The organism is Streptomyces sp. NPDC049970, assembly GCF_040660235.1.
GTDB lineage: Bacteria > Actinomycetota > Actinomycetes > Streptomycetales > Streptomycetaceae > Streptomyces.
The window spans coordinates 221,456-246,093 of record NZ_JBFALP010000007.1; the positions used below are offsets into that span (position 1 = coordinate 221,456).

The following is a 24,638-nucleotide window of genomic DNA, read 5'->3' on the forward strand; positions in this document are numbered from 1 at the left end:
CATCACCACTGCGGAACCAGCATGATCAAAGATCTCTTTGATCTCTATCCCCTTCGGAAGGCAGAGAGTGTCCTCTTCCATCACCACGCCCGAGGGCATCATCAACCCGCCGATTGATGAGCTCCTCGAGGCCACCGACTCGAAGTACAGCCTTGTGATCTACGCCGCAAAGCGCGCGCGCCAGATCAACGCGTACTACTCGCAGCTCGGTGAAGGCCTCCTCGAGTACGTCGGTCCGCTCGTCGACACCCACGTGCACGAGAAGCCGCTCTCGATCGCGCTCCGCGAGATCAACGCGGGTCTGCTGACGTCCGAGGCCATCGAGGGCCCCGCGCAGTAAGCAGGCGGTACAGACGCACGTTCACCACCGGCCCGGCGGTCCTCACCGCCGGGCCGGTGGTGTGTCCGGGGCCGGACCCGCCGGAGACACTCCGGCACTGTGAGGCAGCATGGAGCCGACACGTCACGAGGCCGCCGAGGGCCTGGTGCGCGGAGACACGAGTGCGGGGAGACGCAGTGGACAAGCCGAGGGTCGTCCTGGGGGTCAGCGGAGGCATCGCCGCGTACAAGGCGTGCGAGCTGCTGCGCCGGCTGACAGAGTCCGGCCATGACGTGCGGGTCGTACCGACCGCCGCGTCCCTGAACTTCGTCGGGGCCGCCACCTGGTCGGCCCTCTCCGGGAACCCCGTGTCGACCGAGGTCTGGGACGGCGTGCACGAGGTGCCGCACGTGCGCATCGGCCAGGGGGCCGATCTCGTCGTGGTCGCACCCGCCACCGCGGACATGCTGGCCAAGGCCGCCCACGGCCTCGCCGACGACCTCCTCACCAACACGCTCCTCACCGCCCGCTGTCCGGTCGTCTTCGCGCCCGCCATGCACACCGAGATGTGGGAGCACCCCGCCACCCAGGAGAACGTCGCCACGCTGCGCCGTCGCGGGGCCGTCGTCGTCGAGCCCGCCGTCGGCCGGCTCACCGGCGTCGACACCGGCAAGGGCAGGCTGCCGGACCCGGTGGAGATCTTCGAGGTCTGCCGGCGCGTCCTGACCCGGGGCCCCGGCACCCCCGACCTCGCCGGGCGACACGTGGTGATCAGCGCGGGCGGCACCCGTGAACCCCTCGACCCGGTCCGCTACCTGGGCAACCGCTCCTCGGGCAAGCAGGGCTACGCGCTCGCGCGCACCGCCGTCGCCCGGGGCGCCAGGGTGACGCTGGTCGAGGCCAACACGGGCTTCCCCGACCCGGCCGGAGCCGACGTCCGCCACGCCGGGACGGCCCTGCAGTTGCGGGAGGCCGTGCTGAAGGCCTCGGCCGACGCCGACGTGGTGGTGATGGCGGCGGCGGTGGCGGACTTCCGTCCGGCCGAGTACGCCACCGGCAAGATTAAGAAGAGGGACGGCCAGGAGCCCGCGGCCGTCGCCCTCGTCCGCAACCCCGACATCCTCGCCGAGGTCGCCGCGGAACGCGCCCGCCCGGGGCAGATCGTCGTCGGCTTCGCGGCCGAGACGGACGACGTCCTCGCCAACGGCCGCGAGAAGCTGCTCCGCAAGGGGTGCGACCTGCTCGTCGTCAACGAGGTGGGGGAGCGCAAGACCTTCGGGTCGGAGGAGAACGAGGCGGTCGTACTGGCGGCGGACGGGGCCGAGACCGCTGTGCCGTACGGGCCCAAGGAAGCGCTCGCCGACACGGTGTGGGACCTGGTTGCGGCCCGGTTCCGCTAGATTGCGCATCCGGATCCGGTGGAACGGTAATCCTGGAAGAAAGCCCATAACTTGCACCCGAAGGGAGGGGTTATCGTACCGTCGTCAACAGTGCCGCAGGTCACAGACCTCCCAAAGGGCGAGACGTGTGGCCCATTCACCGGATGCGACCGATAAACTGGTCGACGGAATGTGCCGGGCGCAGCTCCCGGCCGTCCACCAATGATCAGCCAGCAGCCGCTGCAACCCCAGGGAGCGATGTGTCCCGCCGCCTCTTCACCTCGGAGTCCGTAACCGAGGGTCACCCCGACAAGATCGCTGACCAGATCAGCGACACGATTCTCGACGCGCTCCTGCGCGAGGACCCTTCCTCGCGCGTCGCCGTGGAGACCTTGATCACCACTGGTCTGGTGCACGTCGCGGGTGAGGTCACGACCAAGGCCTACGCCGACATCCCCAACCTCGTGCGCAACAAGGTGCTGGAGATCGGATACGACTCCTCCAAGAAGGGCTTCGACGGTGCCTCCTGCGGCGTCTCGGTGTCCATCGGTGCACAGTCCGCGGACATCGCCCAGGGCGTCGACACCGCTTACGAGAAGCGTGTCGAGGGTTCCTCGCCGAGGGGCGAGGACGACGAGCTCGACAAGCAGGGCGCCGGCGACCAGGGCCTGATGTTCGGGTACGCCTGCGACGAGACCCCCGAGCTGATGCCGCTGCCGATCTACCTGGCGCACCGGCTCTCCCGCAGGCTGTCCGAGGTGCGCAAGAACGGGACCATCCCGTACCTGCGCCCCGACGGCAAGACCCAGGTCACCATCGAGTACGACGGCGACAAGGCCGTCCGCCTCGACACGGTCGTCGTCTCCTCGCAGCACGCCTCGGACATCGACCTGGACTCGCTGCTCGCCCCCGACATCCGTGAGTTCGTCGTGGAGCACGTCCTGTCGCAGCTCGTCGGCGACGGCATCAAGCTGGACACCGAGGGCTACCGCCTGCTGGTGAACCCGACCGGCCGCTTCGAGATCGGCGGCCCGATGGGCGACGCCGGCCTGACCGGTCGCAAGATCATCATCGACACCTACGGCGGCATGGCGCGGCACGGTGGCGGCGCCTTCTCCGGCAAGGACCCGTCCAAGGTCGACCGCTCGGCCGCGTACGCCATGCGCTGGGTCGCCAAGAACGTCGTCGCCGCGGGTCTCGCCACCCGCTGCGAGGTCCAGGTCGCCTACGCGATCGGCAAGGCCGAGCCGGTGGGTCTGTTCGTCGAGACCTTCGGCACCGCCGCCGTCGAGACGGAGAAGATCGAGCACGCCATCGGCGAGGTCTTCGACCTGCGCCCGGCCGCGATCATCCGCGACCTCGACCTGCTCCGCCCGATCTACGCCCAGACCGCGGCGTACGGCCACTTCGGCCGCGAGCTCCCCGACTTCACCTGGGAGCGCACCGACCGCGTGGACGCGCTGCGCGCGGCGGCGGGCCTGTAGTACCTCGTTTCGTCGTCCTTCACGCCGGGGCCCGGACACCAGCACGCGGTGTCCGGGCCCCGGCGCGTCCCCGGCAGCGGCGGACCCCGCCGCGACCGGGCCCGGTCGCCCGTGCCGTGCCGCCGTCCGGCCCCGCTGTCGGTGGCGTCTGGTAGGAATTCAGCTGTGAGCAGCGACAACGAGCGTCCCGACGGGCCCGGACCGGGGGCACCGGAGCAGCTTGCGCTCATCCGGGAGACGGTGCGCAAGGCCGAGGTGCCGCGTGCCAAGCCCAGGACCTGGCGGGGAGCGGCTCTCGCCGGGGAGCTGCCGGTCGCCCGTGTCCTGGTGAACAAGGGCGCGCTCCACCTCGATCAGTACTTCGACTACGCCGTCCCCGAGGAACTCGACGCCGACGCGCAGCCAGGGGTGCGGGTGCGGGTGCGCTTCGGAGCCGGCGGGCGCCAGGTCCGCGGCGGGAGGCGCGAGGGCGGCGGGCTCATCGACGGCTTCCTGATCGAGCGCCGTGCCTCGTCCGACTACCAGGGCGCCCTCGCGGCCCTCGCCTACGTCGTCTCCCCCGAGCAGGTGCTCGGCCCGGAGCTGCTGGAGCTCTCGCGCGCCGTCGCCGACCGTTACGCCGGAAGCCTCGCGGACGTGCTCCAGCTCGCCGTGCCGCCCAGGAACGGCCGCGCGGAGTCCAAGCCGTCGCCGTCGCCGCTGCCCCCGCCTCCCGTCCCCTCGCCCGGAACCTGGGAGCGGTACGCCCAGGGGCCCGCGTTCCTGCGTGCCCTGAGCGAAGGCGGCGCGCCGCGAGCCGTGTGGACGGCGCTCCCCGGACCGCACTGGCCCGAGGAGATCGCCCGCGCGACGGCCGCGACGCTCGCCTCCGGCCGGGGCGCGCTCGTCGTCGTACCGGACGGGAGGAGCGCGGGGCGGGTCGACGCCGCGCTGACCGCGCTGCTGGGGGAGGGGCGCCACGCGCTGTTGACCGCCGACTCCGGCCCCGAGAAGCGCTACCGCCAGTGGCTCGCGGTCCGCAGGGGCTCCGTGCGCGCGGTGGTGGGCACCAGGGCCGCGATGTTCGCCCCGGTCGCCGACCTGGGTCTGGTGGCCGTGTGGGACGACGGCGACTCCAGCCACAGCGACGACAACGCCCCCTTCCCGCACGTCCGGGAGGTCTTGGAGCTGCGGGCCGCCCACGGCCGGTGCGCGTTCCTGCTGGGCGGGACGAACTGCACGGTGGAGGCCGCCCAGCTGGTCGAGAGCGGCTGGGCCCTGCCCCTGCGAGCCGACCGCGACCAGCTGCGGATCGCGGCACCACTCGTGCGCACGGTCGGCGACGGGGAGCTCGCGCGGGACGGCGCCGCCCGCTCCGCGCGGCTGCCCAGCCTGGCCTGGCAGACCGTACGTGACGGGCTGCGCAGCGGTCCGGTGCTCGTCCAGGTGCCCCGTCGGGGGTACGCACCACGGCTGGCCTGCGAGCGCTGCCGCGAACCGGCGCGCTGCGCCCACTGCGCGGGCCCGCTCCAGGCACCGGACCAGCGGGATCTCGACTGCGCCTGGTGCGGTCGGGCCGAGACGGCCTGGAGCTGTACCGCCTGCGGCGGCCGGCGGCTGCGTGCGCAGATCGTCGGGGCCCGGCGGACCGCTGAGGAGCTCGGGCGCGCGTTTCCCGCGGTTCCGGTGCGGACGTCGGGCCGGGACCACGTGCTGGACTCCGTGCCGGACCAGCCTGCCCTGGTGGTCAGCACACCCGGGGCCGAGCCGGTGGCCGAGGGCGGTTACGCGGCCGCCCTGCTGCTGGACGGCTGGGCGATGGTGGGGCGGCCGGACCTGCGGGCGGGGGAGGAGGCGCTGCGGCGCTGGACCGCCGCCGCCGCACTGGTGCGAGGCCAGCCGGAGGGGGGCACCGTGGTGATCGTGGCCGAGCCGACCCTGCGGCCCGTCCAGGCGCTGGTCCGCTGGGATCCGGTCGGCCACGCCCGCCGCGAGCTGGCGGAGCGCGCCGAACTAGGCTTCCCGCCCGTGTCCAGGATGGCCTCGGTGGCAGGTCCGCGCGAGGCGGTGGCCGCCTACCTCGCCGGTGCGGAACTCCCGGCCGAGGCGGAGGTGCTCGGGCCCGTCCCGGTGCAGCGACCCGCACCCGGCAGGCCCCGCAGGCAGGGTGACGGCCCACCCGGCGAGACCTGGGAGCGGGCGCTGATCAGGGTCCCGCCGGGCCGCGGAGCGGCGTTGGCGGCCGCGCTCAAGGTCGCGCAGGCGGCCAGGACCGCACGCGGCACCGGGGACCCCGTGCGGATCAGGATCGACCCGCCGGACATCGGCTGACCGGGACACCGGCCGGCCCGGACGTCCGCCGACCCGCAAATCGTCCGACCCGGACAGCGGTCGATCAGGCCGGAACGGTCCGCGCCGTCCGCCACGTGCCCGCGCCCGGACCTCGGCCCGGCGCGGGCACGTGGGCGGACGCTCCGGTCGGCCCGCCCGCGGTCAGCCGTTGCGCGGGCCGGGGAAGGCTCCCGGGCGCAGGTCCTCGCGCGGACGGTCCGACGGCTGGGGCGGCATGGAACGGGCGGCGGGCACGGCCGGTACCGCCGAGTCCGCCGGCAGGGGGGCAGGGCGGCTCGCCGTCTCCGAGGTCTCCGCCGCACCCGGCTGCGGGGTGTTCCTGCGCGCGCCGTAACGGCGGTGCACCGCCTGCTTGGTGACACCGAGCGCGGAGCCCACCGCGTCCCACGAGAAGCCGAGCGAGCGGTCGAAGTCAACCGCCGCGGTGACGAGTGTCTCGACGCTGTCCCGCAGTTCCTGGGCGAGCCGGACCGTGGGTGCCGGCGCCCTGCCGTAGACGACGAAGCCCGCGGACGGGCCGGAGCGGCGCGGACGGTAGACGTTGCCCAGCTGCGCAGTGAGGGTACGCAGGGCGTCCACCTGCCGCCGGACCCGCTCGATGTCCCGCACCAACAGGTGGAGACTGGCACGCGCTTGGGCGTCGTGGGTTGCGTGGTCGGCCATGAAGAAGCCTCTCGAACCGGCGTTGAAAGGGATCGGACCGCGCGGTGGCGGCCCACTTCGGTCAATCTCACTTGACCAACGCGTCACCCGGCCATGTGGTCACGCAACAGGGGCGTATGCGCAACTGTGAGGGGCGCACGGGCGGGCGTACGCCCCCCGGCCGCGGGCTCTAGGATGGTGTGCTGCTCGCCACGTACATCCGGCCCGAGAGGCAGTGCGCCACCCATGAAGCTCGTCTTCGCAGGTACCCCCGAGGTCGCCGTTCCCGCTCTGGACGCGCTGATCGCCTCCGACCGCCATGAGGTCGCCGCGGTGGTCACCCGCCCCGACGCGCCCGCCGGACGCGGCCGCAGGCTGGTGGCCAGCCCGGTGGCCGAGCGCGCGGAGGAGGCGGGGATCGAGGTGCTCAAGCCCGTCAAGCCGCGCGACGAGGACTTCCTGGCGCGGCTGCGGGAGATCGCGCCGGACTGCTGCCCCGTCGTCGCCTACGGGGCGCTGCTGCCGAAGACCGCGCTGGACGTGCCCACCCGTGGCTGGGTCAATCTGCACTTCTCGCTGCTGCCCGCCTGGCGCGGGGCCGCGCCGGTCCAGCACGCGGTCATGGCCGGGGACGAGGTCACCGGAGCCTCGACCTTCCTGATCGAGGAGGGTCTCGACTCGGGGCCGGTGTACGGGGTGCTGACCGAGGAGGTCCGCCCCACCGACACCAGCGGTGACCTCCTCACCCGGCTCGCCTTCGCGGGCGCGGGACTGCTCGCGGCGACCATGGACGGCATCGAGGACGGCACCCTGCACGCGGTGCCGCAGCCCACCGGAGGGATCACCCTCGCACCCAAGATCACCGTGGAGGACGCCGAGGTCCGTTGGTCGGAGCCCGCGTTGCGCGTCGACCGCGTGGTGCGCGGATGCACCCCCGCCCCCGGTGCGTGGACCCTCTTCCGCGGGGAGCGCCTCAAGCTGGTCCAGGCCGTGCCGGTCCTGGACCGCACCGACCTGGCCCCGGGAGAGCTGTCGGTGGGCAAGAACAACGTCTACGCGGGCACCGGTTCGCACGCGGTGGAGCTCCTCTGGGTCCAGCCGCAGGGCAAGAAGCCGATGCGGGCCGCCGACTGGGCCCGAGGCGTGCGCATCGCCCACGGGGAGCTGCTGGGCCTCTGAGGCCGCGGGGAGCTGCTGCGTCTCCGAGGCCGCGGCAGGCGGCCGGCCCCGGCACCCCCGGACGGAGGCACCGGCCGTCGGTGCCGGACCATCGGGACCCTCAGGGCCGGGCGGCCGGGCCGGGCGACGTACGCTGGACGGGTTCGCCCCCTCACCATCAGCGGAGCACCTTTCACGTGAACGACCAGCAGCGTCGCCGTCCCTCCAAGCCCCACCGCCGTCCCCAGAAGGACCCGGTGCGCTTCCTCGCCTTCGAGGCGCTGAGGGCGGTCGACGAACGGGACGCGTACGCCAACCTCGTCCTCCCCCCGCTGCTGAAGAAGGCACGCGCCAAGGGCGACTTCGACGGCCGGGACGCGGCGCTGGCCACCGAGCTGGTCTACGGCACCCTGCGTCGCCAGGGCACGTACGACGCGATCGTCGCCGCCTGCGTCGACCGTCCGCTGCGCGAGGTCGACCCGCCGGTGCTCGACGTACTCAACATGGGCGTCCACCAGCTGCTCGGCACCCGGATCCCCACGCACGCGGCGGTCTCCGCGAGCGTGGAGCTGGCGCGGGTGGTGCTCGGCGAGGGGCGCGCCAAATTCGTCAACGCGGTGCTGCGCAAGGTCACGGCCCACGACCTCGACGCCTGGGTGGAGCGTGTGGCCCCCTCCTACGACGAGGACGCGGAGGCGAACCTCTCCATCGTCCACTCCCACCCACGCTGGATCGTCTCCGCGCTGTGGGACGCCCTCGGCGGCGGTCGCGCCGGGATCGAGGACCTGCTGGAGGCGGACAACGAACGGCCCGAGGTGACGCTGGTCGCCCGCCCCGGCCGCTCGACCACCGACGAGCTGCTGTCGGCCCTCGGCGAGGAGAACGGCCTTCCCGGCCGCTGGTCCCCGTACGCCGTGCGGATGGCGGAGGGCGGCGAACCCGGGGCCCTGGCCGCCGTGCGGGACGGCAGCGCGGGCGTCCAGGACGAGGGCAGCCAGCTCGTCGCCGCCGCCCTGGCCGCCGCCCCCGTCGAGGGCGCCGACACCCGGTGGCTCGACGGCTGTGCGGGTCCCGGCGGCAAGGCCGCCCTGCTCGCCGCGCTGGCCGCCGGACGCGGCGCGACGCTGCTCGCCGCGGAGAAGCAGCCGCATCGTGCCCGGCTCGTCGAGCGCGCGCTGGCCGGCAACCCCGGTCCCTACCAGGTGATCACCGCCGACGGCACCAGGCCGCCGTGGCGGCCCGGCTCCTTCGACCGGGTCCTGATGGACGTGCCCTGCTCCGGACTCGGCGCGCTGCGGCGGCGCCCCGAATCCCGCTGGCGGCGCCGCCCGGCCGACCTGGAGAGCTTCGCGCCGCTGCAACGCGGCCTGCTGCGCGAGGCGTTGAAGGCGGTACGGGTCGGTGGGGTCGTCGGCTACGCGACCTGTTCGCCGCACCTCGCGGAGACCAGGGTCGTCGTCGAGGACGTACTCAAGGGGCGCGGCGGGGCGCCCGTCGAGGCGGAGTGGATCGATGCCCGCCCGCTGCTGCCGGGCGTGCCCGCGCTGGGCGAGGGACCCGACGTCCAGCTGTGGCCGCACCTGCACGGCACCGACGCGATGTACCTCGCCCTGCTGCGGCGCACGGCCTGACGCGGCCGGCGCCTCGGCGTCGCCGCCCGGGTCGGGCCGTCAGCGGGGACGGTCGCCCGCGATCGCGACGCGTTCGGCCACCCGCCGGTGCGGGGCGTAGTCGTTCACCGCGTAGTGCTGCGTCGCCCGGTTGTCCCAGAACGCGACGTCACCTGCGCGCCATCCGAAGCGCACCTGGTACTCGGGCACATGCGCCTGCTGGAACAGCAGGCGCAGCATCCGGTCGCTCTCGTCCCGGTCCCAGCCCACGATCCGGGTGGTGAACGAGGTGTTGACGAAGAGCATCCGGCGTCCGGTGGCGGGATGTGTCCGCACCACCGGGTGCTCGACCGGCGGGAAGCGGTCCTGGAAGGGTGCCAGCCGCTCCGCGGGGGTGAACCGTGCGAACCCCGGTACGAAGTCGTGCACCGCCCTCGCCCCTTCGAGACGTTCCTTCACCCGGGGCGGAAGGTTGTCGTAGGCGGCGGCCATGTCGGCCCACATCGTGTCGCCGCCGTACGGGGGGACCTCGCGCACGTGGATAACCGCGCCGAGTGCGGGCCGCTCGCGGAACGTCACATCGGTGTGCCAGACGTTCTCGAAGCCAGGGGTGGTCGTGCGGTCGAAGCGAGCGACCTCCGGATCGTCCCCGGCGGCCAGCAGGGGGTTGGTCTCCAGCTCACCCCAGTTGCGGGCGAAGGCCCGCTGCTCGGCCGAACCGGGGTGCTGCCCACGGAAGAAGAGCACCTTCCACTCCAGCAGCGCCCGGTCGAGCTCCTCGCGTACGCCGGGTGCGAGCGGACGGGTCAGGTCGACACCGCCGACCTCGGCCCCGATGACCGGGCCGAGCGGAACGACGTCGAACAGCGTGTAGGGCCGGTCGGCCTGTCCCGGCGCCAGCCGGCGCAGCTCACGGGGGCCTTCGTACAGGCCGTCCGGAGGCAGCCGGGACGCGCGCAGCGCGGGGCCGGAAGCGGTGGACGTGGTGAGTGACATGGGGACTCCTGTCTGCGTGCGGCGTGCGGGGCCGGCCGCTCGGAACGTCCGGCCCCGTCTCGGCTCAGCGGGCAGCCTCGCGTACCGCCGCGCCGATCTCGGCGCGCAGCGCGGCGTACTCGGGCAGCCCCCGCAGCCCGTCCGGGTCGTCGCTCCCGGTACGCGGCAGCGGGATGGGGACGTCCAGTGCGACGGTACCCGGACCGGCGCTCAGGAGGACCGCCCGCGTACAGAGGAAGACGGCCTCGTCCACCGCCGCGAGGACGGGGCTCTGGAGGGAGACCGCCGGCTCACCCGAGGGGCGGCCGGAAGGCGGGCGGACGACGCCGCACAGTTCTGGAAGCGCTCAGCGCTGCCGGGCCAGGCTCAACAGGAGCAGCTGGTCGCACGGCAGAGATCGATGCTGAGGCGCTCCTTCAGGAACTGGTCGCTGATCACGGTGAGTTTCTAACACAGCCTCAGGGCGCGCACCAGAGGCTGTCCGCGACCTGGTACGGACCGGAGCGGGTCCCAAGGGCTCCGCGGGCCCCACCGGCCCCACGGCGCCGAGGCGGGTGCGGGCCGGGGCCTGTGGGTCCCGGCGTACGGGCCCCACAGGAGTCCGTGGGCGGGCGGGACGGCGGGGGACAGGACGCCGGGGCCGGTGACGCCGGAATCGCGCGACAGGGGACCGGGATCGTACGAACCGTAATGATCCCGTGAGGCTTCGGGGCGCACCGGGGCGGGGGAAGTGGCGCGGAGCATGGCAGGCTTGGGGCATGGCCCAGATCAACCCCAGCATCCTGTCCGCCGACTTCGCGCGTCTCGCAGAGGAGGCGAAGGCCGTCGACGGTGCCGACTGGCTCCATGTGGATGTCATGGACAACCACTTCGTGCCCAACCTCACGCTCGGCGTGCCCGTCGTGGAGGCGCTGAGCAAGGCCACGGACATCCCGCTGGACTGCCACCTCATGATCGAGAACGCGGACGTCTGGGCGCCCCGGTACGTCGAGGCCGGTGCCGGCTCCGTCACCTTCCACGCCGAGGCCGCCGCCGCACCCGTGCGCCTGGCCCGGGAGATCCGGGCGAAGGGTGCCCGCGCCTCCATGGCGCTGAAGCCCGCGACGCCCATCGAGCCGTACGAGGACCTGCTCCCCGAGCTCGACATGCTCCTGATCATGACGGTGGAGCCCGGCTTCGGCGGCCAGGCGTTCCTGGACATCATGCTGCCGAAGATCCGCCGCACCCGTGATCTGATCTCCAAGCACGGTCTTGAGCTGTGGCTGCAGGTCGACGGTGGCGTCTCCGCCGCGACCATCGAGCGGTGCGCCGAGGCCGGTGCCGACGTGTTCGTGGCCGGATCGGCCGTCTACGGGGCCGAGGACCCGGCCGAGGCGGTGCGCGCGCTGCGCGCGCAGGCGGAGACGGCCACGGCCTCCGCACCCTGGGCGTGCGGCCACTGAGACAAGCGTGGATGAACGCGGCCCGACGGGCCGGATCAAGGATCGCCGGATCTGACAGGATGAAGGCGTATCGGGCGTGTGAACAGCAGTGAGGAGATCGCGTTGTCTGGCATCTCGGCGGGTCGGTCAGCCATGCGGATGGGACCCGCTGAGCTGGTGCAGGCGGCGGCCATGGCGCGTCGTTTCTACCTGGAGGGAAAATCCAAGATCCAGATCGCCGAGGAGTTCGGCGTCAGCCGCTTCAAGGTGGCACGGGTCCTGGAGACGGCCCTGGAGCGTGATCTCGTACGCATCGAGATCCGGGTACCGGCGGAGCTGGACGCGGAGCGCTCCGACGCGCTCCGGGCACGCTACGGCCTGCGGCACGCCGTCGTGGTCGAGTCCCCGGCGGAGGAGCAGGACGACGCCGCCGACCCGGAGAACCTCGGTGAGGTGGCGGCCGAGCTCCTCGGCGAGCTGGTGGCCGAGGGCGACGTGCTGGGGCTGGCCTGGGGCCGCTCCACCATCCACATGGCGGCCGCGCTCGACCGGCTGCCGCCGTGCACGGTCGTGCAGCTGACCGGGGTGTACGACGCGGGGACGGCCGAGCGCGGCTCGGTCGAGGCGGTCCGCCGGGCCGCGCAGGTCTCCGGCGGCGAGGCGCACCCGATCTACGCCCCGATGCTGCTGCCCGACCCCGCGACGGCGGCCGCCCTGCGCCACCAGACGGGTATCGCCCGCGCCTTCGAGTACTTCGACAAGGTGACGGTCGCGGCGGTCTCCATCGGGTCCTGGGAACCCGGCATCTCCACCGTCCACGACATGCTCTCGGACGAGGAGCGGGCCCACTACGCGTCGCTCGGCGTGGCCGCGGAGATGTCCGCGCACCTCTTCGACTCGGACGGCCGCCGGGTCGGCCGGGATCTCGGTGAGCGGTGCATCACGGTGGAGGCCGACAGGCTGCGCCGGATCCCCGAGGTCGTGGCCATCGCCGGGGGCCAGCGCAAGGCCGCCGCGATCGGTGCGGTACTGCGATCGGGCCTGGTCACCAGCCTCGTCACGGACACCGCCGCGGCCGACTTCCTCCTGACCGACTCCGCCGCCGGAGAGCGGCCCGCCCTGGAGAGGGCAGACCCCGACGACTGAAAGCGGGTACGGCGGAGGCCGGGCACCCGCGCGGGCGCCCGGCCTCCGCCGTGTTCGGTTCAGGACGCTGTCGGGCCCGCTGTCCGCCCGGCGTGGTCCGCGCCAACGCCGAAGACGGTCTCCTCCAGGTACGCCCCGGGCTCCGAGTACTGGCTGACGTCCGCCGGGTTGTAGCGGGGGGTCTGCCGCGACCAGTCCAGATTGCCGCGCATCCAGCTCCGCATCCCGTCGAGGTACGGCACGAGAACGGCCGACAGCCTCGGGTACATGTCGAGCAGCTCCTCCTCGGCGGTGAGGAAGCGCTCGGTCTCGGTGGCGATCTCGGCGCACACGTGCTCCAGCGCCTGCCGCTCCCCGTGACCGCGATGGTGCCGGACCAGGTGGACGAGGTTGTGGATCTCGCCGAGCACCTGCTCCTTCTCGTAGGAGTAGACGTCGTTCGCCCAGCACACGACGTTGCAGGAGGCTTCCAGGGCCGTGATGAACCGGGGGTCGTTGTGGACCCACTCCGGCGCCTCCACGCCCGCCACGATCTCGATCAGGTCCATGCACACGTGGATCGCCCCGGTGTGCCGCCGCCGGGCGATGTAGGTCGCCTCCGACGGCACGATCCCGTTGGCGCGGTTGCCCGCCTCCCAGGTGGTCGTGGTCGTCAGGTACATCATGAGGTGCCAGACGAAGCGGGCGCGCCAGTGCGGGGCGGCCTGCGGAATCGTGCGTTCCCACAGATCCACCAGGGCGACGAGTGCGGCGGGTGCCCCCTCGCCGGGCCGGGGGCCCGGGGCCGTGCCCTCGACCACGGAGCGCATCCGCTCCACCACGTCGCGTACGCGCTCGGGGCTGCGGCCCAGGTGTCCGTCGTCGAGCTGGTCGTCGACGAGGAAGAGCCAGACGAACCAGTCGGCCACCAGGTCGAGGTGCTCGCTGTCTGCCGTCGGGTAGACCATGCCCACGAAGGCGCCGAAGTCGGCCTGTTCGAAGCGTTGCCTGGCGGACTCCCGGTGTACCAGGCCGGTGTGCCGCGTCCAGGTGTCGAGGTGCTCACGGGTGTGTCCCACATACGGATTGCTCCGCTGGGGGAACGGGCAGAAGATGTCCGGCAGTTTGTTCTCCACAGGCGGATCCCCATCCTCTCCGGTCAAGCACGTGACAGGTGTTCCGGGCCCATCGGCCGCGTTGTCGCTACCTCAGGGACCTGCGAATTTCAAGTTACCTGACACTTTGTCACCCGGTCCAGGGATAGTGATCGCAGAGAGGCGAATCCCGTTCGGGTAGGGTCCGTGGGTAAGGCAGGTTTCCACTTGCCCGGCCCCCGGGCGGTTCCCTTGGAGGAACTGACGAACGCGGGGGTCCTTTGCTGTGTCTTCGTGGAAACGACCTGCACCGTTTCGTATGAAAAAATGGGTGTTATGCGTTTTCTTGAGCCCGGCACCGGTCGTTACACGGCCGCTCCCTCGGTCCCCCACGACCTCACGTACGACGACGTCTTCATGGTCCCCGGCCGCTCGGCGGTCGGGTCCCGGCAGGCCGTGGACCTCTCCTCACCGGACGGCAGCGGCACCACCATCCCCCTCGTCGTCGCCAACATGACCGCGATCGCGGGCCGCCGGATGGCCGAGACGATCGCCCGCCGCGGCGGGCTGGTCGTGATCCCCCAGGACATCCCGATCGAGGTCGTCACCGAGGTCATCGGCTGGGTCAAGAAGCGCCACCTCGTGCTCGACACGCCGATCGTGCTCGCCCCCGGCCAGACCGTCGCCGACGCGCTGTCCCTGCTGCACAAGCGGGCCCACGGTGCCGGCGTCGTCGTGGACGCGGAGAACCGGCCGGTCGGCGTCGTCACCGACCACGACCTGACCGGCGTGGACCGCTTCACCCAGCTGTCCGAGGTCATGACCAAGGACCTGGTCGTGCTGGACGCGTCCATCGACCCGCGCGACGCCTTCAACAGGCTCGACGGTGCCAACCGCAAGCTCGCCCCCGCCGTCGACGCGGACGGCCGGCTCGTCGGCATCCTCACCCGCAAGGCCGCGCTGCGCGCCACGCTCTACACACCGGCCACGGACGCGGGCGGCAGGCTCCGGATCGCGGCGGCCGTGGGGATCAACGGTGATGTGGCGGGCAAGGCCGCACAGCTCATCGAGGCCGGCGCCGACACGCTGGTCGTGGACACCGCGCACGGCCACCAGGAATCCATGATCAGCGCGGTCGCCGCCGTGCGCGCGCTGAACCCGTCCGTACCGGTCGTCGCGGGCAACGTCGTCGCCGCCGAGGGCGTGCGCGACCTGATCGAGGCCGGCGCCGACATCGTCAAGGTCGGTGTGGGACCCGGTGCCATGTGCACCACGCGCATGATGACCGGTGTCGGCAGGCCGCAGTTCTCCGCCGTACTGGAGTGTGCGGCCGAGGCGAGGAAGCACGGCAAGCACGTCTGGGCGGACGGCGGTGTCCGGCACCCGCGCGATGTCGCCATGGCGCTCGCCGCCGGTGCGTCCAACGTCATGATCGGGTCCTGGTTCGCCGGCACGTACGAGTCACCCGGTGACCTCCAGCAGTCAGCCGACGGGCGGTACTACAAGGAGTCCTTCGGGATGGCCTCGGCGCGCGCGGTGAAGAACCGCACCTCGGACGAGTCCGCCTACGACCGCGCCCGCAAGGGGCTGTTCGAGGAGGGCATCTCCACGTCGCGGATGTTCCTCGACCCGGGCCGTCCCGGTGTGGAGGACCTGATCGACTCGATCATCGCCGGCGTCCGCTCCTCCTGCACCTACGCGGGTGCCGCCTCGCTCGAGGAGTTCTCGGAGAAGGCCGTCGTGGGCGTGCAGAGCGCCGCCGGCTACGCCGAGGGCAAGCCGCTGCACGCCAGCTGGAGCTGAGCCCCCGGGCCGCTGACGCCCCGTGCAGAAGGTGCCCCTCCCGGGTGTACGAGCCGGAAGGGGCACCTTCGCGTGCACGGACCCGAAGGCTTCGCCACGGCCGTTCGACTTCGTGTCCGGGCGTTCCTTTTCACCCTCAACTCAGTGGAAGAATCAGTAATATGAGTGTCCGTCAACCACCCGCTCCTCTGCGGTAAGGGATCTCATGTCCTCCTTCTTCACCGACCTGGCCCAGCAGTACGTCGACGGCGAGTGGAGGCAGGGGAAGGGGTCCTGGGACATCATCGACTTCAACCCGTACGACGGGGAGAAGCTCGCGTCGATCACCGTCGCCACGTCCGACGAGGTCGACCAGGCGTACCGGGCCGCGGAGCGCGCCCAGCAGGGGTGGGCCGACACCAACCCCTACGCCCGCAGGGCGGTCCTGGAGAAGGTGCTGCGGATCGTCGAGGAGCGGGAGGCCGAGATCGGCGAGGCGATCGTCGCGGAGCTCGGCGGCACCCTGCTGAAGGCCGGGTTCGAACTGCACCTGGCCAAGGAGTTCCTGCGCGAGGCGGCGCGGCTCGCGCTGCGCCCGGGCGGGCAGATCCTCCCCTCGCCCACCGAGGGCAAGGAGAACCGTGTCTACCGGGTGCCCGTCGGCGTGGTCGGTGTCATCAGCCCCTTCAACTTCCCCTTCCTGCTGTCCCTCAAGTCGGTCGCGCCCGCTCTGGCCCTCGGCAACGCCGTCGTCCTCAAGCCCCACCAGAACACCCCGGTCTGCGGCGGCACGCTGATCGGCAAGCTCTTCGAGGACGCCGGGCTGCCCGCCGGACTGCTGAACGTCGTGGTCACCGACATCGCCGAGATCGGCGACACGCTCATCGAGCACCCCGTCCCGCAGGTCATCTCCTTCACCGGCTCCGACAGGACCGGCCGTCACGTCGCGACGGTCTGCGCGTCCAACTTCAAGCGCGCCGTGCTCGAACTGGGCGGCAACAGCGCACTGATCGTCCTGGACGACGCCGATGTGGACTACGCCGTGGACGCGGCCGTCTTCAGCCGCTACGTCCACCAGGGCCAGGTCTGCATGGCGGCCAACCGGATCCTGGTAGACCGTGCGGTGGAGCGGGAGTTCACCGAGAAGTTCGTCGCCAAGGTCGCCTCCCTGCGCGTCGGGGACCCGGCCGACCCCGCCACCCACATCGGCCCGCTGATCAACTCCTCGCAGGCCGACGCGGTGTCCAAGCTCGTCGACGAGACCGTCGAGGCGGGCGCCACGGCGCTGCTGCACGGCCGCGCCGACGGGAATCTCGTCAGCCCCTCGGTGCTGACCGGACTCGCCCCCGACTCGCCCGTCCTGCACCAGGAGATCTTCGGGCCCGTCGCCCTCCTCGTCCCCTTCGACGGCGAGGACGAGGCCGTGCGCATCGCCAACGACACCCCGTACGGGCTGAGCGGTGCCGTCCACACCGGCGACATCGAGCGCGGGGTACGGGTGGGGCAGCGGATCCGCACCGGCATGATCCACATCAACGACGGCACGGTGCACGACGAGCCCGTCGTCCCCTTCGGCGGGGAGAAGAGCTCGGGCCTCGGACGGTTGAACGGCGATTCGATGATCGAGGCGTTCACCACCCAGAAGTGGATCTCGGTCCAGCACGGACGCTCGCGGTTCCCCTTCTGACCGGCCGCGCTCCGCGGTGGGCGCGCCCCGCGCGGGGGTGCGCGTGGTCTACTTCGGGGGCGGCACCTGCCGCCCCCGAATCGTCCCCCGCAGAGAATTGATCCACCCGAAGTGCGCCTGAACGACCTCGACGAACGCATCGTCCACGCCCTCGCCGAAGACGCCCGCCGCTCCTACGCCGACATCGGCGCGCTCATCGGCCTCTCCGCGCCCGCGGTCAAGCGCCGTGTGGACCGGCTGCGCGCCGAAGGCGCCATCACGGGCTTCACCGTGCGGGTCGACCCGGCGGCGCTCGGCTGGGAGACCGAGGGCTTCATCGAGATCTACTGCAGTCGCAACACCGCCCCCGAGGCGATCAAGCGGGGCCTCGCCGCCTATCCGGAGGTCGTGTCCGCCTCCACCGTGACGGGCGACGCCGACGCGATCGTGCAGGTCTTCGCCGCGGACATGCGCCACTTCGAGCAGGTACTGGAACGCATCGCGGGGGAGCCGTACGTGGAGCGGACGAAGTCCGTGCTCGTGCTGTCCCCGCTCCTGCGGCGCTACTCCTCGGCCCCTCCGGCCTGACGACGGGCCCTCGGGTCCGGTGCGGGGCCGTCCGGGTCGGAGGTCCTCCCGCCCGACCACGCGCGGTCCCCGCCGACGGCTGCGGACCGGTTCCGGCGACGGCCGGCGCCGAGACCGAGATCACTCGTTTGACCTGCGGAAACGCCCTACGCAACGAATCGCCGCGGCAGCGGCTCCGCACGCAACGGATCGACGGTGGACGCGCAACATCCGCGCCTTGTCCGGTGCGATCCCCGCGCCGTACCTTCGATACGTCTCCCCGCTCAACCCGCCCCGCCGAGGTCAGCCATGCCACCGTTGCGCACCGCCCTGCTCCAGAGCTCCGGACGACCCGGTGCCGTCGCCGAGAACCTGAAGGTGCTGGACGAGGCCGCCGCGCGGGCCGCCGACGCGGGCGCCCGGCTGCTGGTCTCGCCCGAACTGTTCCTGACCGGGTACGCCGTCGGCGACGCCGTCCCCGAGCTGGCAGAGCCCGCCGACGGGCCCGGTGCGCGAGCGGTCGCGGAGATCGCCGTACGCCACGGGCTCGCCGTCCTGTACGGCTACCCGGAACGCGACGGCGACCGGATCTTCAACGCCGCCCAGCTCGTCGGCCCCGACGGCAGCCCGCTCGCCGGCTACCGCAAGACCCACCTCTTCGGCCCCTTCGAGCGGAAGTGGTTCACCCCCGGTGACGTACCCGTCGTCCAGGCCGAGCTGGACGGCGTACGGATCGGGCTGCTGATCTGCTACGACGTCGAGTTCCCCGAGAACGTGCGCGCGCACGCCCTGGCCGGGACCGAGCTGCTGCTCGTGCCCACCGCGCTGATGCACCCCTTTCCCTTCGTCGCCGAATCCGTCGTCCCGGTCCGCGCGTTCGAGAGCCAGATGTACATCGCCTACGTCAACAGGACGGGCACGGAAGGTGAGTTCGAGTTCACCGGACTGAGCTGCCTCGCCGGACCCGACGGCACGGTCCGCGCCCGGGCCGGCCGGGGCGACGACTTCGTCCTCGGGGACGTCGACCCGGAGTACCTCACCGCCTCGCGCGCCGCCAACCCGTATCTGCGAGACCGCCGCCCCGCCCTGTACCGCTCCCTCGCCTGAGCCCCCGCCCCGCCCTGAGCCACCCCCATTCGCAAGGAGTCCGTACCCCATGACGTCCACGGTGCCCAACGCCGTCCCGCACTCCGACGCGCAGCAGCCGCCGATCACCATGTTCGGGCCGGACTTCCCCTACGCGTACGACGACTTCCTCGCCCACCCCGCGGGCATCGGACAGATCCCGGCGACCGGGCACGGGACCGAGGTCGCCGTCATCGGCGGCGGGCTCTCCGGCATCATCGCGGCGTACGAACTCATGAAGATGGGTCTGAGGCCCGTCGTCTACGAGGCGGACCGGATCGGCGGGCGGCTGCGCACCGTCGGCTTCGAGGGCTGCGAACCCTCACTGACCGCCGAGATGGGCGCCATGCGCTTCCCGCCCTCGTCCACGGCGCTCCAGCACTACATCGACCTCGTGGGCCTGGAGACCCGGCCGTTCCCCAACCCGCTCTCCCCGGCCACCCCGTCGACCGTCGTCGACCTCAAGGGCGAGTCCCACTACGCGCGGACCATCGACGACCTGCCCCCGGTGTACCGCGAGGTGATGGACGCCTGGAACTCCTGCCTGGAGGAGGGTGCCGACTTCTCCGACATGAACCGTGCCATGCGCGAGCGCGACGTGCCGCGCATCCGGGAGATCTGGGCGAGGCTCGTCGAGAAGCTCGACGACCAGACCTTCTACGGCTTCCTCTGCGGTTCGGACTCCTTCGCCTCCTTCCGGCACCGCGAGATCTTCGGCCAGGTCGGCTTCGGAACCGGAGGCTGGGACACCGACTTCCCGAACTCGATCCTGGAGATCCTGCGCGTCGTCTACACCGAGGCCGACGACCACCACCGCGGCATCGTCGGCGGCAGCCAGCAACTGCCGCTGCGCCTTTGGGAGCGCGAGCCGCAGAAGCTCGTCCACTGGCCGCTCGGCACGTCGCTCTCCTCCCTGCACGACGGGCAGCCGCGTAGCGCCGTCACCCGGCTGGACCGCACGGCCGGCAACCGGATCACTGTCACCGACGCCACCGGCGACATCCGCACCTACGGTGCCGCGGTCTTCACCGGACAGTCGTGGCTGCTGCTCTCCAAGATCGCCTGCGACGACGCGCTCTTCCCGATCGACCACTGGACGGCGATGGAGCGCACCCACTACATGGAGTCGTCCAAGCTGTTCGTGCCGGTCGACCGCCCCTTCTGGCTCGACAAGGACGCCACCACCGGCCGGGACACCATGTCCATGACGCTCACGGACCGGATGACCCGGGGGACGTACCTCCTCGACGACGGACCGGACAGGCCGGCCGTGATCTGTCTCTCCTACACGTGGTGCGACGACAGCCTGAAGTGGCTGCCGCTGTCCCCGAGGGAGCGCATGGACGTCATGCTCAAGTCGCTCGGTGAGATCTATCCGGGCGTCGACATACGCAAGCACGTCATCGGCAACCCCGTGACCGTCTCGTGGGAGAACGAGCCCTACTTCATGGGCGCGTTCAAGGCCAACCTGCCCGGCCACTACCGCTACCAGCGGCGCCTGTTCACCCACTTCATGCAGGACCGGCTGCCCGCCGACAAGCGGGGCCTGTTCCTCGCGGGCGACGACATCTCCTGGACGGCGGGCTGGGCCGAGGGCGCCGTGCAGACGGCGCTGAACGCCGTCTGGGGCGTGATGGCCCAGTTCGGCGGGGCGACCGACCCCACGAACCCCGGGCCGGGCGACGTCTTCGACGAGATCGCCCCCGTCGAGCTCCCGGAGGGCTGAGCCGGAGGCCCCCGGGCACCAGGGCGCCCGCCGGGCCCGCGTCGGCCGGGCGGTCGCACGCGCGGTCCGTGTGCCGGGGGCGATTCGGATGATCGGCTGAACGTCTTGTACTTTTCTCCGGGGCTTTCGTGAACGGAGAGTACAAAATGGCGGGTTTCGGCTGGAAGCTGCACGGGGACGGTCGGCACCTGAAACCGGGTGAGATCGTCAGGCCGGACGAGCGGCTCACCTGGACCCGGACGATCGGGCTCGGCGCCCAGCACGTGGTGTCGATGATCGGGGCCTGTTTCGTCGCCCCCGTGCTCATGGGCCTGAACCCCAGCCTCGGACTCATGGCCTCGGGAGTGGCCACCCTGCTCTTCCTCGTCATCACACGAGGCCGCGTCCCCAGCTACCTCGGCTCCTCGCTCTCCTTCGTCGGCGTCGCCGCGGTCATCGGCAGTCAGGGGGGCGGCCCCGCCGAGGTGACCGGCGCGCTGTTCGTCGTGGGCCTCGCGCTCACGGTGGTCGGCATCGTGGTGCAGCGCCTCGGCGCCAGGATCATCCACGCGGTGCTCCCGCCCGCGGTCACCGGCGCCGTCGTCATGCTGATCGGCTTCAACCTCGCCCCCGTCGCGGCGGGTACCTACTGGCCGCAGGACCAGTGGACCGCGCTGGCCACGATGCTGTTCACCGGCCTGGCCCTGGTGGTGCTGCGAGGCTTCCTGTCACGCATCGCGATCTTCCTCGGCCTGGTCTTCGGTTACGCACTCTCCTGGATCCTCGACCTCACGCTGGGCAGGATCCACTCCGCCGACGGCAGCGGCAAGGTCGTCGACCACTGGCGCCTCGACCTGACCCCGGTCAAGGAGGCCGACTGGCTCGGCTTCCCCGATCTGCACGGTCCCTCCTTCAGCGCCTCCGCGATCGTCGTCGCCCTGCCCGTCCTGATCGCCCTGGTCGCCGAGAACACCGGGCACATCAAGGCGGTCGGCGAGATGACCGGCGACTCGCTCGACGACCGGCTCGGTACCGCCATCGCCGCCGACGGAGCGGCCACCATGGTCTCCACGGTCGCCGGCGGCCCGGCCACCACCACGTACGCCGAGAACATCGGCGTCATGGCCGCCACCCGCGTCTACTCGACCGCCGCATACATGTGTGCCGCGTTCTTCGCCCTGCTGTTCGGCCTCTGCCCGAAGTTCGGCGCGTTCGTCGTCGCCATCCCGGGCGGCGTCCTCGGCGGTATCACCGTCATCCTCTACGGCATGATCGGCCTGCTCGGGGCCCAGATCTGGATCCGCAACAGGGTCGACTTCAGCCAGCCGCTCAACCTGATCCCCGCGGCGGCCGGTGTCATCGTCGGAATCGGTGGAGTGAGCATCAAGTTCACCGACGACTTCGAGCTCAACGGCATCGCCCTCGGCACCCTCCTGGTGCTCACCGGCTACCACGCCCTCCGCCGGCTCGCCAAGGCCTCCGGCACCTACCAGCCGGCGCTCCTCGACGCCGGGGCGACGGAGTACGACGACGAGCCCGGGAAGCGGCCGGACCCGGCGTAGCACCCGGGCGCGGGCGGGAGCCGGCGCGGCTCCCGCCCGCGCCCGCACTACGCCCCGGTGTCCGCCGCCACGGACTCCCACAGCCTCACGGTCACCTCGTCCAGCCGGTCGAACCGCTGCGTGATCCGGTTCAGCACCGACGCGGAGGACGTCGCCTCGTAGCGCAACGCCAGCACACCCATCGCCTCCCAGTGCCGCACCGCCTCCTCGTGCAGGGCGAGGCTGCCCTCCGACGCTCCCGCGGCGTGCAGCGAGGAGGACATCAGTTTCAGACTGGGCACCGCGTAGAGGACCGAGGCGTGGTGGAACAGACGGCGGGCGCCGCGGGTGGCGCGCTCGGGTGACCCCGCGAAGCACTCCTCGCACAGTTCCTGGTAGTCGCGGATCGCTTTGCGGAACCGCTCCTCCGCGAAGAACCGCTCCGCCTGACGGGTCAGGGCGCCGCTCAGCCCGGCTCCGGCACCGTCGCTCCCGCCGGGGGACGCGGCCAGGTCGTCGGAGACGGCGTAGAAGAAGCCCATCGCGTCGTGGGCCTCGCTCCTGATGCGGTCGCCCGCCGACCGGACCAGGTCGTCGAGGGTCACCGCGGCCCGGCAGCTGAACGGCTTCAGGTCGACGACGAGGCTGTCGTGCACCTCCACGTGGCTGTGGTCGTCGGCGATCCTGTCGACGACGACCGCGTGCAGGTAGGGGGCGTTCTCGCGGTACACATCGGCGTAGTTCAGGTGGGCCGTGTTGACCCACACGATGACCGCCCTGTGCCGACGCAGGAGCGCTTCGAGCTGCGCGCCTGGAGCGTCGAAGTCGACGGGCTCCTTGTGCACCGTGAACGCCGACCGGGTCATGCCGAGCGCACCGGCCTCCTCCACCGGGAAGATGTACTCCGGGTAGCCGGACTCGTCCAGGCCCGCCTGGAACAGGTAGCCGTCGCCACGCTCGAAGACGGCCTGTTCCTCGACCGCGCGGCCGGCGACGGCGGCGAGGACCGAGTAGCTTCCGGTCAGGCAGTTGACGGCGGTCTGCTCGTACCGCTCGATGATGTGACTGTTCATCGGCTCAGTCCCGCAGTTCGAGCGTGCAGCACTTCACGCTGCCGCCGGCCTTGAGGAGCTCGGTGAGGTCGACCCCGATCGGCTCGAAGCCCCGCTCGGAGAGTTGCCGCGAGAGCTCCGTGGCCGCCTTCGGCAGCAGCACGTGCCGGCCGTCGGAGAGCATGTTCAGGCCGAACACCGCTGCGTCCTCGTCGGTCGCCAGGATCGCGTCCGGGAACATCTCACGCAGCACCGCCTGGCTGCCCTCGGAGAACGCCTGCGGGTAGTAGGCCACTTCGTCCGGCGACAGCACCGCGAGCGCGGTGTCCAGGTGGTAGTACGAGGAGTTCACCAGCTGAAGGCCCGTGACGGGCAGCCCGAAGAACTCCTGTGCCTCGAAGTGCGAGCGCTGGTCGGTACGGAAGCCCGTGCCGGCGAGCAGCCGGCGCCCGACCACCAGGTAGTCGCCCTCGCCCTCGTTGATGTGCTCGGGCCAGCACAGCTCCTCGTACCCCTGCCGCCGGAACCACTCCAGGTAGGCGGGGCCCTCGGCGGTGCGCTCGACGTGTCTGAAACGGGCACCGAACACCTTGCCGTCGACGACGGTCGCGCCGTTGGCCGCGAAGACCATGTCGGGCAGTCCGAGGACGGGGTCTATCTCCAGCACCGTGTGGCCCAGGTCCTGGTACAGGGCGCGAAGCCCCTCCCACTGGCGCAGCGCGAGGGCGCCGTCCACGGGCTTGCCCGGGTGCATCCACGGGTTGATGGAGTAGGTGACGTCGAAGTGGCTGGGGCGGCACATCAGGAACCGGCGCGGGGTCGCCGTGCGGGTCCTGGTCCGTGCGACGGACTGGTTCGCAGTCATGTCTGCTGCTTTCCTGAGTAGGGGAGGGGAGAGGTGCCGTCGCCGCTGTCGACGACGGGTGTGATCCGGGCGACGGCGGCCGCCGTGACGGCGCCGTCCGGGCTGCTCCAGTCGAGGAACCGCCAGCCGGACAGCGAGTCGGGGTCCATGAGGTCGAGCTCGCGCAGTGCGCCGAGTGTCGCCACGCCCACCTTCACCAGGGCCTCCTTGCGCACCCAGAGGCGGAGGAAGGCAGCCGCGGGGTCGGGGTCGGCGCGGACCACGGCGAGTTCGGCGGGTGCGAGCACCCGGGCGGCCACCCGCGGGTCGAACACCGCCCCCGATGCGTCCTCCACATCGACGCCCACGGGGCCCGGACCCGCGGCGGCGGCGACGGCACCGCGGGCGTGGGAGAGGCTGACCCCGACGTCGGGACGGCCCCGCAGGAACGGCCTGCCGTGGTCCTCCGCGCCGCAGTCGTCGCAGATCTGTCCGAGTACGAGGGTGGCCGCGGGCGCGCCCGTGAACCGTGCCGCGCACAGTCTGACCAGCACGTGCGCGGCCACGAAGTCGTCGCGGCGGGGCCCTTCGGGGAGACGGGCGGCGCGCTCCTGTTCGTACGGGGCGAGACGGACCGAGTCCGCGAGAGGCAGGACGTCCGCGGTGGGGCGGACCATCACGAGAGGGCCGGGCGGTCCCGCGGCGGCACGCGCGGCCCGCGCCGCGGCCGATCGCGTGCGGCAGCCCGCGGACGTGTCGGGGCCCTCGCCCGGCAGCCGCGGCAGTCGAGTGAGCAC

20 protein-coding genes and 1 pseudogene are annotated in these 24,638 nt (G+C 71.9%); 14 read left to right on the forward strand and 7 right to left on the reverse strand.

The annotated features are described in order from the left end of the window. Window positions 1-67: 67 nt before the first annotated feature. From rpoZ to AB0I83_RS16150, 4 genes are all read left to right on the forward strand, one after another. A complete protein-coding gene (gene rpoZ / locus AB0I83_RS16135) occupies window positions 68-340 on the forward strand; it encodes a DNA-directed RNA polymerase subunit omega (RefSeq protein WP_003970369.1) in 273 nt (90 codons plus the stop codon). A gap of 176 nt (window positions 341-516) precedes the next feature. Further along, on the forward strand, window positions 517-1,719 hold the full coding sequence (coaBC, locus tag AB0I83_RS16140) for a bifunctional phosphopantothenoylcysteine decarboxylase/phosphopantothenate--cysteine ligase CoaBC (RefSeq protein ID WP_363304980.1): 1,203 nt from the start codon (window positions 517-519) through the stop codon (window positions 1,717-1,719). A 239-nt stretch (window positions 1,720-1,958) separates the two neighbouring features. Continuing rightward, on the forward strand, window positions 1,959-3,182 hold the full coding sequence (metK, locus tag AB0I83_RS16145) for a methionine adenosyltransferase (RefSeq protein WP_356535995.1): 1,224 nt from the start codon (window positions 1,959-1,961) through the stop codon (window positions 3,180-3,182). A gap of 165 nt (window positions 3,183-3,347) precedes the next feature. Continuing rightward, on the forward strand, window positions 3,348-5,492 hold the full coding sequence (locus AB0I83_RS16150; protein WP_363304981.1) for a primosomal protein N': 2,145 nt from the start codon (window positions 3,348-3,350) through the stop codon (window positions 5,490-5,492). A gap of 162 nt (window positions 5,493-5,654) precedes the next feature. Here the strand turns inward: AB0I83_RS16150 and AB0I83_RS16155 are convergent, their stop codons facing one another. Then, window positions 5,655-6,176 (reverse strand): hypothetical protein, encoded by a 522-nt coding sequence (locus AB0I83_RS16155; protein WP_356535993.1) that lies wholly within the window; start codon window positions 6,174-6,176, stop codon window positions 5,655-5,657. Between the two features lie 225 nt (window positions 6,177-6,401). Here AB0I83_RS16155 and fmt point away from each other — a divergent pair, with 225 nt between their 5' ends. Together fmt and AB0I83_RS16165 are read left to right on the forward strand one after the other, a co-directional pair. Further along, the gene (gene fmt, locus AB0I83_RS16160; protein WP_363304982.1) at window positions 6,402-7,334 is read left to right on the forward strand and encodes a methionyl-tRNA formyltransferase; all 933 of its coding nucleotides are present in this window, start codon (window positions 6,402-6,404) and stop codon (window positions 7,332-7,334) included. A 176-nt stretch (window positions 7,335-7,510) separates the two neighbouring features. Further along, window positions 7,511-8,944, forward strand: a complete 1,434-nt coding sequence (locus tag AB0I83_RS16165) for a transcription antitermination factor NusB (protein WP_363304983.1) — start codon at window positions 7,511-7,513, stop codon at window positions 8,942-8,944. Window positions 8,945-8,983: 39 nt separating this feature from the next. On the opposite strand, the gene AB0I83_RS16170 is transcribed toward AB0I83_RS16165, so the two are convergent. After that, window positions 8,984-9,919: a TauD/TfdA family dioxygenase gene (locus tag AB0I83_RS16170; protein ID WP_356535990.1), complete on the reverse strand. Its 936-nt coding sequence runs from the start codon at window positions 9,917-9,919 to the stop codon at window positions 8,984-8,986. Between the two features lie 64 nt (window positions 9,920-9,983). Beyond that, window positions 9,984-10,175, reverse strand: a pseudogene (locus AB0I83_RS16175) (ABC transporter ATP-binding protein); the annotation flags it as partial. 502 nt (window positions 10,176-10,677) lie between these two features. On the opposite strand from AB0I83_RS16175, the gene rpe reads away from it, so the two are divergent. Beyond that, complete coding sequence (gene rpe, locus AB0I83_RS16180) at window positions 10,678-11,361, forward strand: ribulose-phosphate 3-epimerase (RefSeq protein ID WP_363304984.1); 684 nt, start codon at window positions 10,678-10,680, stop codon at window positions 11,359-11,361. A gap of 78 nt (window positions 11,362-11,439) precedes the next feature. Next, on the forward strand, window positions 11,440-12,486 hold the full coding sequence (locus AB0I83_RS16185; protein WP_363304985.1) for a sugar-binding domain-containing protein: 1,047 nt from the start codon (window positions 11,440-11,442) through the stop codon (window positions 12,484-12,486). A 59-nt stretch (window positions 12,487-12,545) separates the two neighbouring features. Here AB0I83_RS16185 and AB0I83_RS16190 read toward each other — a convergent pair whose 3' ends face one another. Then, window positions 12,546-13,601: a terpene cyclase gene (locus tag AB0I83_RS16190; protein WP_356535984.1), complete on the reverse strand. Its 1,056-nt coding sequence runs from the start codon at window positions 13,599-13,601 to the stop codon at window positions 12,546-12,548. 294 nt (window positions 13,602-13,895) lie between these two features. Between AB0I83_RS16190 and AB0I83_RS16195 the strand changes: the two genes are divergently transcribed. From AB0I83_RS16195 to AB0I83_RS16220, 6 genes are all read left to right on the forward strand, one after another. Further along, on the forward strand, window positions 13,896-15,362 hold the full coding sequence (locus tag AB0I83_RS16195; protein ID WP_363304986.1) for a GuaB1 family IMP dehydrogenase-related protein: 1,467 nt from the start codon (window positions 13,896-13,898) through the stop codon (window positions 15,360-15,362). Window positions 15,363-15,567: 205 nt separating this feature from the next. Continuing rightward, window positions 15,568-17,028, forward strand: coding sequence for an aldehyde dehydrogenase family protein (locus AB0I83_RS16200; protein ID WP_363304987.1), 1,461 nt, complete (start codon window positions 15,568-15,570; stop codon window positions 17,026-17,028). Window positions 17,029-17,139: 111 nt separating this feature from the next. Then, window positions 17,140-17,595, forward strand: a complete 456-nt coding sequence (locus tag AB0I83_RS16205) for an Lrp/AsnC family transcriptional regulator (RefSeq protein WP_356535981.1) — start codon at window positions 17,140-17,142, stop codon at window positions 17,593-17,595. A gap of 288 nt (window positions 17,596-17,883) precedes the next feature. Next, window positions 17,884-18,681, forward strand: a complete 798-nt coding sequence (locus AB0I83_RS16210; protein WP_363304988.1) for a carbon-nitrogen hydrolase family protein — start codon at window positions 17,884-17,886, stop codon at window positions 18,679-18,681. A gap of 49 nt (window positions 18,682-18,730) precedes the next feature. Beyond that, window positions 18,731-20,425, forward strand: coding sequence for an NAD(P)/FAD-dependent oxidoreductase (locus AB0I83_RS16215; protein WP_363304989.1), 1,695 nt, complete (start codon window positions 18,731-18,733; stop codon window positions 20,423-20,425). 146 nt (window positions 20,426-20,571) lie between these two features. Further along, window positions 20,572-21,966, forward strand: coding sequence for a solute carrier family 23 protein (locus AB0I83_RS16220; protein WP_363304990.1), 1,395 nt, complete (start codon window positions 20,572-20,574; stop codon window positions 21,964-21,966). 47 nt (window positions 21,967-22,013) lie between these two features. On the opposite strand, the gene AB0I83_RS16225 is transcribed toward AB0I83_RS16220, so the two are convergent. From AB0I83_RS16225 to AB0I83_RS16235, 3 genes are read right to left on the reverse strand one after another with little or no spacing between them, the layout of a single operon-like run. Beyond that, window positions 22,014-23,018, reverse strand: coding sequence for a hypothetical protein (locus AB0I83_RS16225; RefSeq protein WP_356535977.1), 1,005 nt, complete (start codon window positions 23,016-23,018; stop codon window positions 22,014-22,016). A gap of 4 nt (window positions 23,019-23,022) precedes the next feature. Then, window positions 23,023-23,862 carry a dimethylargininase gene (gene ddaH, locus AB0I83_RS16230; RefSeq protein ID WP_363304991.1) on the reverse strand — a complete coding sequence of 280 codons (840 nt, stop codon included), beginning with the start codon at window positions 23,860-23,862 and terminating at the stop codon, window positions 23,023-23,025. After that, window positions 23,859-24,638 carry a 4'-phosphopantetheinyl transferase superfamily protein gene (locus AB0I83_RS16235; RefSeq protein ID WP_363304992.1) on the reverse strand — a complete coding sequence of 260 codons (780 nt, stop codon included), beginning with the start codon at window positions 24,636-24,638 and terminating at the stop codon, window positions 23,859-23,861. The genes ddaH and AB0I83_RS16235 overlap by 4 nt, the downstream gene beginning before the upstream one ends.